The 16,501-nt window shown below is 39.2% G+C and carries 15 protein-coding genes; 10 read left to right on the top strand and 5 right to left on the bottom strand.

What is annotated here, in order from left to right; translation table 11 throughout:
• Nucleotides 1–156: 156 nt before the first annotated feature.
• Complete coding sequence (locus K2F45_RS18925) at nt 157–663, top strand: pyridoxamine 5'-phosphate oxidase family protein (protein WP_120332455.1); 507 nt, start codon at nt 157–159, stop codon at nt 661–663.
• A gap of 91 nt (nt 664–754) precedes the next feature.
• Here K2F45_RS18925 and K2F45_RS18920 read toward each other — a convergent pair whose 3' ends face one another.
• Complete coding sequence (locus tag K2F45_RS18920) at nt 755–907, bottom strand: lmo0937 family membrane protein (RefSeq protein ID WP_112376008.1); 153 nt, start codon at nt 905–907, stop codon at nt 755–757.
• Nucleotides 908–960: 53 nt separating this feature from the next.
• Nucleotides 961–1,485: a ClbS/DfsB family four-helix bundle protein gene (locus tag K2F45_RS18915; protein WP_276521427.1), complete on the bottom strand. Its 525-nt coding sequence runs from the start codon at nt 1,483–1,485 to the stop codon at nt 961–963.
• Nucleotides 1,486–1,833: 348 nt separating this feature from the next.
• Between K2F45_RS18915 and K2F45_RS18910 the strand changes: the two genes are divergently transcribed.
• The 5 genes from K2F45_RS18910 to K2F45_RS18890 all read left to right on the top strand — a co-directional run bounded on the left by K2F45_RS18910 (nt 1,834) and on the right by K2F45_RS18890 (nt 6,764).
• Nucleotides 1,834–2,283, top strand: coding sequence for a protein-disulfide reductase DsbD N-terminal domain-containing protein (locus tag K2F45_RS18910; protein WP_088162322.1), 450 nt, complete (start codon nt 1,834–1,836; stop codon nt 2,281–2,283).
• Between the two features lie 194 nt (nt 2,284–2,477).
• The gene (locus tag K2F45_RS18905; RefSeq protein WP_248932054.1) at nt 2,478–3,095 is read left to right on the top strand and encodes a hypothetical protein; all 618 of its coding nucleotides are present in this window, start codon (nt 2,478–2,480) and stop codon (nt 3,093–3,095) included.
• 25 nt (nt 3,096–3,120) lie between these two features.
• Entirely contained in the window at nt 3,121–3,717 is a 597-nt protein-coding gene (locus K2F45_RS18900; protein ID WP_157698524.1) for an outer membrane beta-barrel protein, read from the top strand.
• A gap of 441 nt (nt 3,718–4,158) precedes the next feature.
• Nucleotides 4,159–5,370 carry a GTP-binding protein gene (locus K2F45_RS18895; RefSeq protein ID WP_248932053.1) on the top strand — a complete coding sequence of 404 codons (1,212 nt, stop codon included), beginning with the start codon at nt 4,159–4,161 and terminating at the stop codon, nt 5,368–5,370.
• Between the two features lie 707 nt (nt 5,371–6,077).
• Nucleotides 6,078–6,764, top strand: a complete 687-nt coding sequence (locus tag K2F45_RS18890; protein ID WP_248932052.1) for a class I SAM-dependent methyltransferase — start codon at nt 6,078–6,080, stop codon at nt 6,762–6,764.
• Here K2F45_RS18890 and K2F45_RS18885 read toward each other — a convergent pair.
• Nucleotides 6,748–7,725: a hypothetical protein gene (locus tag K2F45_RS18885; protein ID WP_248932051.1), complete on the bottom strand. Its 978-nt coding sequence runs from the start codon at nt 7,723–7,725 to the stop codon at nt 6,748–6,750. The two genes, K2F45_RS18890 and K2F45_RS18885, sit on opposite strands and share 17 nt — an antisense overlap.
• Nucleotides 7,726–7,958: 233 nt before the next feature.
• On the opposite strand from K2F45_RS18885, the gene K2F45_RS18880 reads away from it, so the two are divergent.
• Together K2F45_RS18880 and K2F45_RS18875 are read left to right on the top strand one after the other, a co-directional pair.
• The gene (locus K2F45_RS18880; RefSeq protein WP_070568077.1) at nt 7,959–9,020 is read left to right on the top strand and encodes a sensor histidine kinase; all 1,062 of its coding nucleotides are present in this window, start codon (nt 7,959–7,961) and stop codon (nt 9,018–9,020) included.
• Entirely contained in the window at nt 9,017–9,730 is a 714-nt protein-coding gene (locus K2F45_RS18875; RefSeq protein ID WP_088162316.1) for a LytR/AlgR family response regulator transcription factor, read from the top strand. Before K2F45_RS18880 ends, K2F45_RS18875 begins: the two co-directional genes overlap by 4 nt.
• Before the next feature lie 13 nt (nt 9,731–9,743).
• Here the strand turns inward: K2F45_RS18875 and K2F45_RS18870 are convergent, their stop codons facing one another.
• A complete protein-coding gene (locus K2F45_RS18870; protein WP_248932050.1) occupies nt 9,744–9,983 on the bottom strand; it encodes a hypothetical protein in 240 nt (79 codons plus the stop codon).
• Nucleotides 9,984–10,244: 261 nt separating this feature from the next.
• Here K2F45_RS18870 and K2F45_RS18865 point away from each other — a divergent pair, with 261 nt between their 5' ends.
• Both K2F45_RS18865 and K2F45_RS18860 read left to right on the top strand, forming a co-directional pair.
• Nucleotides 10,245–11,276 carry a sulfite exporter TauE/SafE family protein gene (locus K2F45_RS18865; RefSeq protein WP_248932049.1) on the top strand — a complete coding sequence of 344 codons (1,032 nt, stop codon included), beginning with the start codon at nt 10,245–10,247 and terminating at the stop codon, nt 11,274–11,276.
• Between the two features lie 151 nt (nt 11,277–11,427).
• Nucleotides 11,428–13,872 carry a PIG-L family deacetylase gene (locus K2F45_RS18860; protein WP_248932048.1) on the top strand — a complete coding sequence of 815 codons (2,445 nt, stop codon included), beginning with the start codon at nt 11,428–11,430 and terminating at the stop codon, nt 13,870–13,872.
• Between the two features lie 86 nt (nt 13,873–13,958).
• On the opposite strand, the gene K2F45_RS18855 is transcribed toward K2F45_RS18860, so the two are convergent.
• Nucleotides 13,959–16,250 (bottom strand): family 20 glycosylhydrolase, encoded by a 2,292-nt coding sequence (locus K2F45_RS18855; RefSeq protein ID WP_248932047.1) that lies wholly within the window; start codon nt 16,248–16,250, stop codon nt 13,959–13,961.
• Nucleotides 16,251–16,501: the final 251 nt, after the last annotated feature.

Genomic DNA, 16,501 nt, shown 5'->3' with positions numbered 1-16,501 from the left:
AAATTACTAATATTATTAGTATTAAGGATGCGTAAAATTACTTGATTTGCCTTTTTTTATTCGTACTTTTCCCCTTTCACTACCCAAGATAGCCTGAATTTGCTGAAAAAATAAACGATTTTCTACAGGATACTGTTCCTTAATAAACGACATATTATGGCAGAGAATAATTTAAATAACAAAGAAGCTTTAGATAAGCTTAAAGCAATTGTAGATCAAATCGATGTGGGAACAGTCTGTTCATTCCCAGCTGAATCGGAGTACCCGCATGGGGTTCCAATGAGTAGACAAGAAGTAGACGAAGATGGAGATATTTGGTTTATTTGTTCTGCTGAGAGTGATACCTTTAAGAATATCGCACAGAACCCAAAAGCTTCCTTATTTTATGCGGACCCAAAACACTACACCTTTCTAAGTATAAATGGTAAAGCGAGTCTTTCGCGAGATCAGGAAAGGATAGATCGTTACTGGAACAAAATGATGGAAGGATGGTTTGAGAAAGGTAAGGAGGATCCCAATATCCGATTGTTGCGTGTTACGCCTAAAGATGCTCATTATTGGGATTCAGACTCCAATATGATTGTCAACCTTTTTAAAATGCTAAAAGTTAGACTAACAGGTGAAGCGGAAGATATAGGTAAAGAAGGAGATCTGAATATTTAAGTTCCTTAGCTAAAGAATTTACAGCAAATACAAGCTCCTCAGCGTTAAAATGAGGAGCTTTTTATCGTAATCAATAAACTGCTTACAGTCTTCACGCGTTTCCTTTAATTACACGCAGAAGCACTGCAATGATAGCGATAACCAAAAGAATATGAATTAGCCCTCCGCCAACAAATCCGCCAAAAAAACTGATTGCCCATATCAGGACCAAAATAACAGCGATAGTATATAATAGATTTCCCATAGTAATGATTATATGTGTTTATTGAATAACAATATTTATCCAGCGATGGTTTACTATTTTTTCTCTTTTTTCCACTTACGGATTCTCCCGACTGCATTTTGATAAGGTGAAGCGGTGTTAAATTGAATCATTCTGCCTAAGGTCCATTTTCCATACCAGGTTACACCATACAGCTGCATGTTTGTTTTTTGCTCAAGGAGTTCCACAATTGTTAAAACAGTTTGATCTAGTTTTGCGCACAAAGTCGTAAAATCTAGGTCGGCATAATCCTGATAAAATTTTTGAGCCAGTTTGCCTAGCTCATTCCATTTAAAACCAGTCTCCGGAAAATCAACCTCTTTGTCATCTTCACTTTTCTTATTCCATTTGAGAACCAGCTCACCCCAGCCAATTAAATAGGAAATTAGATTATTTATACTCATTACTGTTCCTTTAGCATGACCCTGGAGTATAAGAAGATTAGTTTGATCGACTGGAATATCGGAAAGTTCACAGACAAGCTTGCTGTAATTTGTACGTATAGCTTGAAGGAGTTCGTCTTTTGTGGTTGGTATAGCCATGGCATAAATGTGAATCATGCATAAGATACGGATAATTATGTAAAATTGATTCGCTCGGGATGGAGTCGTAGAGCAGAACGCGTTCACAAGCTCGCAACAGACAATGTCTGACAATTCCCTTTGTTTTAGTCTGATAGCCTTTTTTGAATATATTACTGGAATTGAAAAAACTGAGTCTTTAAAAGTGTAAAAAATATGGTTTAATTAGTTTTTTTTGATAAAATTTATTGTTTTATTGTGATCATGTTGTGTTTTATTCTGTTTATAGCGAATATTGTTGTACGCATTTAAGTGGTGTTTTTTACAGAAAAATACTGTATCAAATGTGCGGCCGATGAAATAATAAACTGAAAAATTGATACAAACATGAAAAAGATTTTATTGTTAGTGACCGTGGTTATGTTCGCCGTTTCGGGCGCATTCGCTCAGATCCATAAACCTGTAAAATGGACTGTAGCCAGCAAAAAATTGAACAGCAAGGAAGCTATGGTTTACGTGAAGGCTACCATTCAAGATGGTTGGCACATTTACTCTCAAAATGTAAAAGATGGAGGACCAATTCCAACATCTTTCAATTTCAGTAAAACCGCTGATTATGCGTTGGTAGGTAAGACAGCTGAACCAAAACCAAAGATTAAACACGAAGAGGTTTTCAAAATGGATGTGGGATACTTCACAAATGAAGTGATCTTTCAGCAAAAGGTTTCGCTTAACAAAGGAACTGCAACAGTAAAAGGTACAGTGGAATGGCAAGCTTGTGACGCCTCACAATGTCTTCCTCCAGATGAATATGCTTTTGCTGTAACGATCAAATAATGTCATAAATAACAGCAATTAACCATCTAAAGCGATTTTGCGCTTAGGATAATTGATAGAAAAAGGAAAAATTAAGGATAAAGGCTAGGTGTGATTATCTGGCCTTTTTGTTTAAAGGGCCTTTTGGTATAAAAAATAGACCCTTTGGTATAATATGTTAAATCTATTTTTTACGAAATTTTAGTTTTGTTTAAATGGATTACACAAACTTACTTCAGCAGGCAGATCTTTTTTTAGTGCAGAGTTACCGCGAGAACCACAATCCACAACTGTGTTTTCACACGATTGATAGGGTTCGTGATATTGTAAATGCGGTAGTTATTCTGAGTGAAAAGTATAGCTTGACGGCCGAAGATAAATTCGTCGTAAATTGTGCCGCTTATTTTCAGGATATAGGTTATCTATTTGAAGGGGTAAAAGGAACCCGTCAGAAGAGCGCATCTGCAGCAAGGTGTTTTTTACAGGAATATTTGGTTGCAGAGTCCGTAATCAAAAAAGTTGAAATGTGCATTTTTGCAACAAGGCCCTCGAAAAAGCCAGAAAATCTGCTGGAGGAAATAGTTGTGGATGCAGTTTCTTTTCATTTAGGAAGTAAAAGTTTTGTTGACCTTAACCAAAGGATGTATCTGGAGGTAAATTATAGAAAGAATCAGGTGATCGATGAACGTATCTGGTGTGCACTGACCCTTGTCTTCTTGCGAACCCACACGTACTTTACGAAGGAAGCGCGAATATTGAAGGACAGTATAAAGAAAAATAATATAGCCTATTTTGTGAAGTTGCAAATTACAGGAAAACAGTTATTGGTCTAATGTAATGGTGTGTTTTATGGTAAAAATGATAAAGATAGATCGATTAAAGTTGAAGCATTGTACACTAGTTTGTTTTTTGATCATGGAATTGTTCGGTTTCAAGACCGCATGTTACGGACAAATGGGTTTTGGACTTCGGCTTGGTGGTAATATTTCGCGTGCAAGTGGGAATGCATTTGGCGCCAATAGAATGGGATATCAATTGGGGGGAGATTTGATATTTGAGCTTAATAGCAAAATGGATATTCAAGTTGAACCTAGTTATAATTTAACCAGAATACGTGTTAATGACAACACAGCTTCCCTTTCCGGAGGTTTGTCCAAAGGGACCCGTTCGCTGAAATATCTCAACACTCCGGTGTACCTTAAAGTTAATTTTACAAGAAAATTTTCCATCCTGGGCGGTCTAGATTTTAATATGTTGCTCAATGACGACGCTTATAAACTCAATGATGGAAAACCAGCGTTCAACAGGCGTACACGGATTGGTTACGCATTAGGGATAGACCTTGGTGCGCTGTATTTTAGATACCGACAGTTCAAAAAGAATAATAAAATCGTAGATAACTGGGATGCACATATTGACCAGTATCAACTGGGATTTAAAGTGCGTTTGTTTTAAGCTAATAGTTCCACTGGTAGGTAACCTTTACAGACTTTCCTGTGCTGTAAGCTGAGCCGCTCTGATTTTGCTACATCAGGCGGCTTTAATTTTATTAATGATTTATATTGTTGTGGAGATATGCATTGCTGGATATCAAGGATATTTGCAGGACAAGCTCTACACACCAATCGATGTACTTGTAACGGGGGATGGAAAATGGTGCTCATAAGGGGCTGAAGGATTTTCCCCGTTTATCAAACTAGACTGCAAATACTGGGATGCTGATCGTGAACGTACGTTACGGCAAGGGGATGCTGATCATGTTAAACGAGGTTTATACTTCAGCATTCGCAAGTTTTAAGGAAGTTCACCTGTTAATTGTTTTAGCGTATATTTTTATAACGCAACAATATTGCATTTGTGTTGTTTTGTTTTTACATTTGTTTAAACGAAATTACTATGAGCAGCATTTCCAAAAAAGTTAAATTACCTGTCACCGTTCTAAGTGGATTTTTAGGTGCGGGAAAAACCACACTATTGAATCATATTCTACACAATAAGGAAGGCAAGAAAGTTGCTGTTATTGTTAATGATATGAGTGAAGTGAACATTGATGCACAAGCTGTTGAACGTGAAAATGTGCTTTCGCGAACAGAAGAAAAGTTAGTGGAGATGAGCAACGGATGTATTTGTTGTACCTTAAGGGAGGATTTGATGGTGGAGGTGGAGCGACTAGCGATAGAAAATCGCTTTGATTATCTTCTTATCGAGAGTACTGGTATTTCGGAGCCTATTCCAGTAGCGCAGACATTCAGTTATAGTAGTGCTGACAATGGGATTGATCTGTCTACGTTCAGTTACATTGATACTATGGTAACTGTGGTGGACTGTTTCAATTTTGCTAAAGATTTTGGAAGCGCCGATACCTTATTAGATCGGAAACTGACGGATGACGACTATGACAATAGGGCAATTGTAAATCTGTTGACTGATCAGATCGAATTTGCCAATGTTATCCTTTTGAATAAGGCCGATCTGGTATCTGAGGAAACTTTGGGCACTCTCGAGTCTGCTATTGGGCGGCTCAATCCCGGAGCCAAGTTAATCCGTACACAATTTGGACGTGTTGATCCAAAGGAAATTATGGGTACGAGCTCGTTTGACTTTGATGAAGCTTCCTCTTCGGCTGGATGGATCAGAGAACTTGAAAATGAACATAGCCCCGAAACAGAGGAGTATGGTATTTCATCTTTTGTCTTTCGATCGCAACGGCCCTTCCATCCACAACGGCTGCACCGTTACCTCAACGAGCGTTACCCGCACAATATCATACGAGCCAAAGGTCTACTGTGGTTGGCCTCCCGCCCGCATTTGGCCATCAGTTTTAGTCAGGCAGGTGGTAGCGTAAGGTTGGAAAGTGCAGGCTCATGGTGGAGTAGCATGCCCGAAGAGCAGCGCTATCAGTATCCCGGTTATGCCGAAATCAGCGCTGAACTTCTTAAACGTTGGCATCCGGAGTGGGAAGATCGAAAAAATGAATTGGTATTTATAGGTCAGGATCTGGATAAAGAAAAATATCTGGCGGAGCTGGAAGAATGCCTGTTGACCGAAGAAGAAGGCGATGACTGGCGTTTTACCTGGTGGAAAGACGAATTTCCTAAAAATATTTAAAACTATTTGCGATCTGCATCGGTTAAAAAAGTAAGTAATGTAGGTTAGATATTGTATTTTTCGAAGGTCAGGGGGTGATTTCCTGGCCTTTTTTATGCTGATTTGTCAGATGTTATTAAGTTACGGTTCTGAACCTTCATCAATCCCCCATAAAAAAAATAGGGATCTCTTCCTAAAACGCTTGATCATGATGGTTGAAAATCATCCTTCTGATTCCAAAAATTTCAAAGTATTATAGCAATTTTGAAATTGTATAGTAAAAGGACAGCATAGTTGTGGGACAATTATCGTCACCATGCACGATAAAATTAACTATGAGCAGAATGTAATTTCTAAAATAATACCTTTAAGGTTTTAACTTGTATTAATGTCGATACTAAAAAAGTATTATAAGAAAGTGGAGGCTTATTTTAATGCTATTGAATACATGTACACGCTGGTAATATCTTTAGGCCTTGATTGGGGAAAGGGATCGATCTGAAAAAAGTAATTGATACACTCTCAAAAAAATAGTATTGATATAACCTGAATATAGAAACTCATTGACCGATCTATTCGGTGAAATATAAGTAACGAGATTGTCAGTATAATCATTAGTTATTTAGAATAGTTTTAAATAGATGACTTTGGATGTATATTTGGAATGCAGAAAAGATATACCTTTTAACTGCATACTGATTTTATATTGAACGATTATTGTTAGCTAGATGAGTAAAGTAGAACTGTTTGAAAATGAGCGCGCAAGTGGCTATGACCAATTTGTTGAGAGCTGGATTCCCAATTACCATTATTTTTTAGATCAGTTGCCAAAGCTCCTCCGAGAAACTGAAAATAAGGATTTATTGGTGGTAGGATGTGGCACAGGAAATGAAATAGAACGTTTTGTTGATACAGCAGAATCTTGGACAATAACCGGGGTAGATCCATCGCCTGAGATGATTAGCCAAACCCTGGAAAAATTTGAAGCGGATGAGAATGTTCATCTTGTCGAAGGTGTGGTAAGTGATTTGGACGAAGAGAAACAATATGGTGCTGCGACGCTTTTGTTTGTATTACACTTTTTAGAAGACAATGGCGAAAAATTGGTTATGCTCCAAGACATTTCCAAGAGAATGATGTCGCAAGCACCCTTGTTATTATTAGATATTACGGGCAATAAGGAGCAGATTCAACAAAACTTGCAGTTGTTGAGACTTCTTCTACCCAAGGGGATAGATGAAATACAGGTCGCTCAAAGATTGCGAAGAATCGAGCATGAATTGTTGCATGTCTCGGAAGAACGATTAGCCGAGCTCTGTGAGGAAGCCGGATTTGAACCTCCTGTTCGATTCTTTCAATCATCGATTTACATAGGGTGGATAACCCGAAAAAAAGCTATTATTTCCTTTTCTTAGCAAAGGGATTGAAGGAAAGCCCCGCATTAATATAAAATGAAGGATCGGGATTTGCTTCCCATATATAATCGCGCTGGGTTTTGTTTTTTTCAAATACGCGTGCACGGGGTATGGTTTTTAGTCCTGATTTAAGGGTGGCAATAAAAGATCGGCCCAGGTTATGTTCATAAGTCAGACCCGAATTGATCTCCATCTGACTGAAGGTATATACTTTTTCAGCGCCCTGAAAGTTATAGAGGTAAAAGATCGTACTATTTAAATCGGAACCTATTGAAACGCGGCCATTCCGCAAGACCTCTTTTCGAAGGTAGGCTCCTTTAGGTAAGATGACATCAAGTATCATCCCATTGGCAAATTGTTGCTTGTAGGCAAAGGTTGGGAAAACCGGAATAATGGCTGCCGGATCTATAAAGCCGATGAGGCCCACCGCCATTTGAATCTCCCGCGTAGCTTTTAGTACCACAGTAGCAGATAATATCCCATTCATGCGTTCTATTGCTTTTTCACTCCCATTGGCAGCAACCGTTGCGGTATAAAATGCTACTTTGCCCCATAAACGTGAATAACGGGTAAGATTAAGTGATTCGTAATGATAATGATATTGATGGGTTGACTGTATGGTGGATTGTGCGATGGGGTCTAGACGATTGGAGTTGACAGAAGTGAACTGATAGCCAATATTGGTACCCAAGTTCCAGGTTCTGCTCTTTAAAAAATTAATGTTGATACTACCTCCGGCTTGGTACATCGATTCTACTTTTGTTTTAGGTAAATCCTGACCTTGGAGTTTTGATGAATAACTGTATCCTGTATTGGATTCATAGGTCAAATTGAGAACCCGTGTTATGGGGAATTTGTCGGTAACAACAGCCCTCACTTTTTGCTGTACGTTATCTTTAGTCTGTGCGATTGAAGTGGATATACGAAACAATAGTACAAACACTAAAAGTATTTTTTGCATAAATGTATGATTAAAATCATTGTAAGGATAGCCGAAATTTGTAGGTGGGATTTTTTTTTTAGACCAACAGGTCTTGTTTTTATACAAAAGTCCAATTTAGGGGAACAGTGAAAAGGAACGTTAAAAATCATCTCCCAGTTTTGGTATAAAAAAAACAGGTCTTCGTATAAGAGATCGGATTCCTGCCAAGAAAAGCTTTATTTTTGTTATTTAGGTTAAAATCATTCTAATGCATGCAAGACTTCAATAATAGCATTGTTTTAAGGTATTTTACAGAAAATAAATTCAGGCCACTGCGACATGTGTTTTTTCTGATCGGTTTACTGTTGCTCTTTGCAAATGCAAATTCGAGTTCTCATTTTCAAGGGAGTTACCGGTTTTATTTTTCTATTATCCTATGGTTTGTATTCGTCTGCATGTTTTACGCCAATATGTATGTACTGATCCCAAAGTTTTTCTTTAAGGCCAAATATGAGTTATATGTCTTAGCACTGATATTGCTGGTAACAGCCAGTTTGCTGGTAGTCATGTACATTGCAAATTACATCTATTCCATTCATATTCCCGCTATAAAAAAACCGGAGTCGGACTCTATGGGGCTAATCGCCGCATTATTTATCTGTATTCCGATTATTCTGACCACCACGACATTTAAGCTTTTTAAACGTTGGTTGGAAGACAATAAGCGTATTTCTGAACTGAAAAACCTGGCTTTGACCACAGAGCTTGTTTCCTTAAAAAATCAGATTCAGCCACATTTTTTATTCAACATGCTGAACAACGTTAAAGCTTTAATTCGAAAAGATCCGAATATGGCTACCGAGGTCATCATGAAGTTATCAGATTTTCTAAGATATCAGTTGTATGAAAATAACGATGATAAGACACTTCTGAAGTCCGAAATCAACTTTATAAGCAATTTCCTGAAATTGGAGGAAATACGCCGCGATAACTTAAAAACGCGTATATCTTGCCCAATAGAATTGGAAAAAAAAGGTGTATTTCTACCGCCGCATCTATTTACGGCCTTTGTTGAAAACGCGATTAAACATAGTCTCAGCGCTGGTGATGCTGATACTTTCATCACAATCCATTTTTCTGAGACGGATCAGCAGCTTTGTTTTGAATGTGAAAATTCGAAAGATCCCGACAACTCATTTGTCCGAAGCAAATATAGCGGACTGGGATTGGCTAATGCCAAAAGACGACTGGATCTGCTGTATAGAAATGATTATGAACTTTCGGTGTCAACAACTGAGACATTATATAGCGTTAAACTTACTATTCCCTTATGAATTGCATTATTGTAGACGATGAACCCCTGGCTAGGGAGGAAATGAAAAATTTAATCGAAGAAATTTCGTCTATTCAGATAGTCGGTACATTTTCCAATGCGATATCGGCATTGGAATGTATTAAGACAAACCCGGTGGACTTGCTTTTTTTGGATATCGAGATGCCGACGGTCAATGGACTCGATTTTGCACAGTCTCTTCCAAATGACAAGCTGGTTATCCTGACGACTGCCTATGCGCAATATGCACTGAAAAGTTACGAATTGGATGCAATAGATTATCTGCTGAAACCGATTAATAAAGACCGCTTAGCCAAAGCGATCGATAAAGCAATGGCCTATAAAAAATTACTAGCGTTAAAAGAAAACCAAAGTACGGTTGAGAAGGCCAGTGAGGATGCACTTTTTATTAAATCGGATAGGAAATACTATAAAATTGCATTTACTGATATTCGCTTTATAGAAGCACTCAAAGATTATGTGGTTATCTATACCCGGAATAATAAACTGATTACTGCAATGAATTTGAAGACAATTCACCAGAAACTTCCGGTGAGCCTGTTTGCGCGTACCAGCAAATCCTATCTGATTAATTTATCGTTTATTGATTCTTTTGATAACCATACTGTTTACATCGATAAGTTTGAAATCCCGATTGGTGAGATTTATCGAGAATCTTTCTTTAAACAATATACCGGAGGGCTACTTTGATCGAATAGTTATCCTAGGCAATCACAAAGCGATCCAGAAAATCGACTTGGATACCATAACTACGTAGGAAATTTGTCAGATAGTCGACACAACACTCTTCTGTTTCGAACCGGAAAATAGCATCTTCATCATCAAGATCAACCGTGGCATCTTGTACTTGTGGAAGATGGGTTTTGACCAATTGCATCAAAAAATTTTTCTTGTCTTTGGTCTTCACAGAACTTTTAAAAATCAACACTTGCCTAACTTTCATCGCTACTAATTTATTTGCGTTCAAAATCATTTGATTCCCCAATCACCTGAGGTATCCTTACAAATCTATGTTCCTGGTGACACCGGGAAATCGATATTATACGAAAGCATTTAATTTTTATACAAAACAAGATTGAGCAGGCTGTGTACGCATGATGTAGATCAAAAATAAATACCAGCGGCTATCAATTCTAAATTTCTACAGAAAGGGGAGGCATCTTTGTCAGGTGTTACAGTTAAGTAGCTTTTTAGTTTTTGAAATATGATTACAAATTTAGTTATCCTATTTTTAAGCACGATAGTCGCTTTTTGGATCAGCGCTATCTGTGGAGGAGGGGCAAGTCTTATCCTTATACCTCTCTTGAATTTTATGTTACCTTCATCGGTCATTCCTTTCTCGTTGACTATCGGTACATTTACAAGTTCAGTCTCAAGAATAGTCGTTTTTAAACGGCATATCAACTGGAAAATCTTTTTATGGTTTGTGCCGTTTTCCATTCCAGCTGTACTATTGGGGGGATATCTGATTAAATATATCGAACCCTCTTATTTGCAGTTGATTGTCGCTTTTTTCCTTATTGGAAATATCCCCCAATTATTTGGATCAAAAAATGCGGATTTGCCATCGGAAAATAAGTATTCGAAATCTTTTCTGGCAATTATTGGTTTTCTTTCCGGCTTTATTTCGGGAATTACAGGTGCGATTGGGCTGCTGTTCAACCGGTTCTATCTGAGAATGGGCCTTTCCAAAGAAGAGATTATAGCCACCCGTGCCGCAAATGAAGTGTTTTTACATCTCGTAAAGCTTATTATTTATATTATTTTAGGTTTGTATTCTAAGGCAGCCTTGGGACTGGGCTTGGCTATTGCCATAGCAACAATAGTCTCTTCAGTGACAGTCAAATTTATATTGCCCTATGTCAGTGATCAGCTCTTTAAAAAAATCGGTTATGGCGCTATGGTGGTTTCGGGAGCAGTATTGCTGGTTGGTAGTTCGCGTAAGATTGTCGATCAGGATAGTTTGCTGATTAGCTTCGCTCATTCGCCAAATAAAACCGAGCTTACTTTGAACTGGAGAGAAACAAATCTTGTCTTGGAATATAGTAAAGCTCACGGTCTGGAATTCGAGCGATCTATTCACTGGACTGGTCTGCCGCTTCAGCTCCGGCAAAAATACTTTACCCTCAGCAAAAACCATAGTAGTATCCATATCGAAAAGGTTATGCAGTTTAGCAAAGGAGCCAGCTATGAATTTTACGCCCATAAAGAAGGTGTATTGACACGATTAGATTAGTGTTTTTTTACGAGCAACATGTTTGTTTTTAACCCTAATCCTCCATTATAATTAATACTAATTCTTTATTAAAATATATAATCCACCAATTTAGTAGTTTATTGAAAAATATTCCTATATTTGAGCCGTAGAAATATTTAGTAGGAAGGATATGGCATTGGAATATTTAGCACAACAGGCACACGAACAACATTTAGATCAGGCTTTTTCGCGTAAAGAACAAATGATGATGCGTGCGTTATGTAGGCTTAAAATGTCTGATCGTGTTTTATATATCGGTGCTCATCCGGACGACGAGAACAATAAATTGTTGACCTTTTTGGCTCAACACCAGTTGGTCGATACGGCCTATCTTTCTGTGACGCGTGGTGAGGGTGGACAGAATTTTATAGGCACAGAAAAGGGACTGGATCTGGGTGTACTTCGGGTGCAGGAATCACTTGCGGCTCGTGCAATTGAGGGAACAAAACAGTTCTTTACACGTGCTAAGGATTTTGGATTTGCAAAATCTGTCGATGAAACGCTGGCACGATGGGATGAAAATGGTGTACTTGCCGATATGGTTTGGACCATCCGTTATTTTCGCCCTACTGTAATTGTAACACGTTTTTCACCGGATGTCCCGGACTCACATGGACATCATCAGGCCTCAGCAATTCTAGCGGCAAAGGCTTTTGATCTGGCCGCTGATCCATCAGCTTATATAGAACAGCTATCCGAATTGGAGCCTTGGAAGGCTCGGCAGCTGTTGTGGAATGTGTATCAGGACAGTGGTGTGAAGGATATCGGTGGAGAAGTAAGGCCTTTGCCAGCATATTTTTCGCTGGATATTCCAGTGAGACACGGCTCTTTGGACTTTCATTATGGTGAGATTGCTGCAGAAAGCCGTAATAGGCATCGTTCTCAGGCCATGGGAAGTCTTGTTCGGCATCAGCCTAGCACCGAATATTTTGAATTATTAAAAGGTACACCGATCAGTTCGGAGAGACAGCCCGCTATTTTTACGCAATATACTGCTCAAGATTCTTATTCACTCGTATTTAATCGCTTGGTGGACGATCTTATTGCAAAATGTGAGTCAGATACAGCAGAACTTGTTTTGGAGCTTGGAACGATTTTATTTTGGATGAGGATTGTTCCCGAGGGTCATGTTATCCATGAAAAACGAGCTGAGGTAGAGCGTCTTCTGCTCGACTTTGCTGGTGTATATTTGGAAGTACAGGCTATTGAGGAACTTTGGGTACCAGGAACCGAGGTTAATATGATCCTGAACGCGCATATCCCATCGGAATCCAATCTACAGCTGACTACAGTGAAAGTTCCATTTATTCGTAACGGAGAGCAAAAAGACTTTACTTTGTCACCTTCGAAGACGATCCATTTAAATGGTCAGCTTCTGGATACGATTTTACCTTCTTTTCCAACTTGGCTTAGTGCTGAGGGCGATGCACATAACTATGCGCCCGCGTCGCCTGCTGATGTTGTATTGACACAATTTGGAACTGAATTGTCTGTTCATTTGGAACTGCAGTTTGCTGGCTTACCGATTGCGGTTAAGCTACCTGTAAAACATGCTGCTGGTCCTGTTGCAGTTGCCCCTCCGGTGACAGCAACTTTTGATTCGGATATCGTGGTGCTCTCTAATGCGACTAGACGTTTAATTGCTTTAGAGCTACAATCTAATGTCTCCGAATCCTTATCTATAAAGGTTAAGCTTACGCTACCGGATGGGCTCGATGTATTTCCGAAAGAAATTGAGCTCAATATAGCGGGTAATGCAACCGAGAAGCTTAGCTTTGAGTTGAGGTCGCCTGCGCAGCAGGAATATATTCAAGAGATCGGCTTTGAGATTGAGACGGCTACAGGGCGGTATCCGTTCACATCCAGAAGTATTGTTTATCCACATGTTAATCAAGTAACTTACTTTCCCAAGGGCATATTGCGGGTGCTAAATTTACCCGTGAATATTACGGCCCAGAAAGTTGCTTATATTTCGGGGATGAACGATGAACTTGCAGGGAGCTTACGCCAGCTTGTTGGTCATTTGGAGATTATTCCATTTGAGTCAATTGGGGAAATGGATCTCTCAGGCTTTGATGCAGTGGTTTTGGGAATACGAATATACAATAGCCATCCCCTAATTACGGGATTTCATCAGCTTTTTCGTGACTATGTTGAGCAGGGCGGTGTATTGATAGGGCAGTATAATACGCCGTATGATTTGCATTTGACGGAGGTTGGAGCTTATCCTTTAGTGGTTTCCCCGGAAAGAATTACAGATACGGAAAGCCATATATCATTTTTGAACCCTTCCCATCGCATATTGAACTACCCTAATGTAATCGGACAGTATGATTTTCAAAATTGGGTGCAGGACCGGGCACTTTTTTTACCTCAAAAATGGGCTTCGGATTTTGAACCGATACTGCGTGGGCAAAATGGAGATAATCGTACGGAAGATGGGTTATTGCTACTGCACAAAAAAGGAAAAGGTTATTATATCTATAACAGCCTGTCGCTGTTTAGACAACTGCCAGCAGGAGTAGCAGGGGCATATCGGCTTTTTGCGAATATGTTATCCCTAGCTTCGCGTTAGACCAGAATCTTGTCGGGTAAAAAAAATCCCCAGTGCGTATTGACTGCACTGGGGATGGTATAACTGCTATTTTATGTCGATTTTTTCTAATCCTTTTTATGGAAAAAAGACGCTTTGGGAATATCGATCACTTTTGAATCATTGACATTGTACTGAAGTTTTAAAGTGAAACCTCCTCCAGCTTCAAGGAAATCTACAGCAATTGGGTGGTAGCCTGTTTCTAGCGCAATCTGTCCGCTTTTCATAATCGGTGCATGCTGCCCGTCATTATCAACGACAAGCTGATCATGGATCCGCAGGACACCACCATCATCACAAGTAAAATAGAAATTATAGATTCCTTTTTCTTTGACGTAGAGGTATCCTCTTATTTTTGCACCAAAAGAAGGCATTTTGATGGTATCGCTTAGCGCTACATTGTTAATCACTTCCTGACGCACTTCGGGACCCGAAATGGCAGAAGTATTGGTAAAAGTTCCATTGAAAAATGTTGCCGTAAGACCCGGAACCACCGTGCTTTCATCAACTTTTATACCCTTTTTCCAAGTATCATTTTTAAAATCAACCTGATAGAGCTCACTTTTTGCACCCGAAGGCGAGATTGTCGCAAAACGAATAGGGCCTTCTTTTTTAACGACAAGAGAGCCGTTCAGCACTGCGCTTTGCTTTGTTGGAAGACTACCATCGGTGGTATAATGTATTGGATTTTGGGGAAGTTCATTCGAGACTTTTAGTGTAGATCGTCCGTCGACAATTACCTGTGTTTCGGCGAAACCGTTGAGGTCTGGCATACGATACCGTAAACCCATTTTGTTCCAGAGTCCAAAGTGTGCAATCACTCGATTTCTATAGCTATCATACAGGGATTTGTTGGTCCATACGCGTTCCGATAAAGCACTTAAACGTGGGAGGATCATAAACTCTAACCGCGCGGTTGAGGGGATCATTTCTGTCCAGATATTGGCTTGTGCACCTTGGATCAAATGTGCTTTTTGGCTGGATATATCCGAAGGTACCACGCTCATATTGTACACGGCATCTAGGCTGCTGCTATTTGGAAGGTAATCAAAATAAAGCGGATTTGTAGGTGTCATAACGACCCTGTGACCACGGTTAACAGCTTCCATAGGTGCATTTTTTACCCAACCACGCCAGTACATGACCATCATGCTGGTATCGGAACTGCCGTCCAATATTTCATCCCAGCCGATACTCTGTTTATTTTTTGAACGGATAAAATTGTTCACTCTTTTGACGAAATAACCTTGCAGATCATGTAAGTTAGGTATTTGCTTTTCTTTCATAAAAGCCTGCGCAGCTGCTGATTTTGACCAGGAGTCTTTTTCTACCTCGTCGGCACCAATGTGAATATAATGTGATGGGAATAGCTCAATGATTTCGCTTAGTACATTCTCAACAAAAGTATAACTGCTTTCTTTCCAGGGGCTGATCGGTACAGAAAATTGTTTTCCCCAGCCCGCGGACTGACTGTCCAATAGGAGTTCGGGATAGGCCTTTGTAGCTACCATCATATGCCCTGGCATATCTATTTCCGGAATGATTTCTATTTGTCGGCTGCCCGCATAAGCTACAATGTCCCTGATATCCTGTTGTGTATAATAACCGCCATATTCTTCCTTTCCGTTTGTTGTGCGGATCAATTCCTTAGGCAGATTAAAGTCGGGATTTTCCTTGGCTTTCACAAAGCAGGCAGAATCCTGATTGTTATACGTCCGCCAAGCCCCTTGTTCGGTTAGTTTGGGGTATTTTTTGATTTCTATGCGCCAACCTTGATCGTCTGTCAGGTGCAGGTGAAATTTGTTAAACTTGTAGGTTGCAAGTAGATCGATAAATTTATAAATATAATCTTTTGGAAAAAAATGACGGGCTACATCGAGTTCGACACCTCGCCATTGGAAAGCTGGCTCGTCTTTGACCGTTACATAGGGGAGAGCAAGCTTAGCTGTTGTTCCTGAGAGTAAATATAATTGCTGGATTGTTTGTAATCCATAAAATGCACCCTTTTCAGATGCGGCGATGATCTGGATACCTTTTTGATCTATGATCAATTCATACCCCTCATTTGAGAGGCCTTGATTTTTAATCAATTGCAACGTAGCGCTGGCTTTCTTTACGTTTTTTTTGTTCAGTTTCCCGAATAGGGAATGGTCGATCCATCCCGATAATGATTTAGAAGATAGGGCTGGATCAATATAGTAACCCAATTCTTGACCCTTTAGCTGAAAATGGCCTGGCTTAGCCTCCAATTGCTGCGGAAATGGAATGAGTTGAGGAAGTGCATTTTTTTGTTGCGCAAAATTTAGTGTCGGCAGGTACAGGGCACAGGATAGGAGTAAGGTTGAGAAGATTTTATTCATGAACGTGTTTTTTGTGATTCACAAGTGTTATTAGATTTTGTTGCAATATACCAATATTTCAGGTATTGGTAGGTAATTTTAGTTGATCAATATTCCGTGAGATTATGCACGATATTCCTCTTGGTACTATTATAAATGTTTGTTTGACATTTATATATTTATTCTTATCTTTAACTTGAAAATAACCTTTATTTGAATGGGCCTATGTTGTGTTTATATCCTGAATATTTTCATTGTATAGTTGTTGTGGT

The sequence above is a fragment of the Sphingobacterium siyangense genome, from assembly GCF_023277505.1.
GTDB lineage: Bacteria > Bacteroidota > Bacteroidia > Sphingobacteriales > Sphingobacteriaceae > Sphingobacterium > Sphingobacterium siyangense.
The sequence above is the reverse complement of the archived record's forward strand: the minus strand, read 5'-3'. Positions and strand labels throughout refer to the sequence as shown.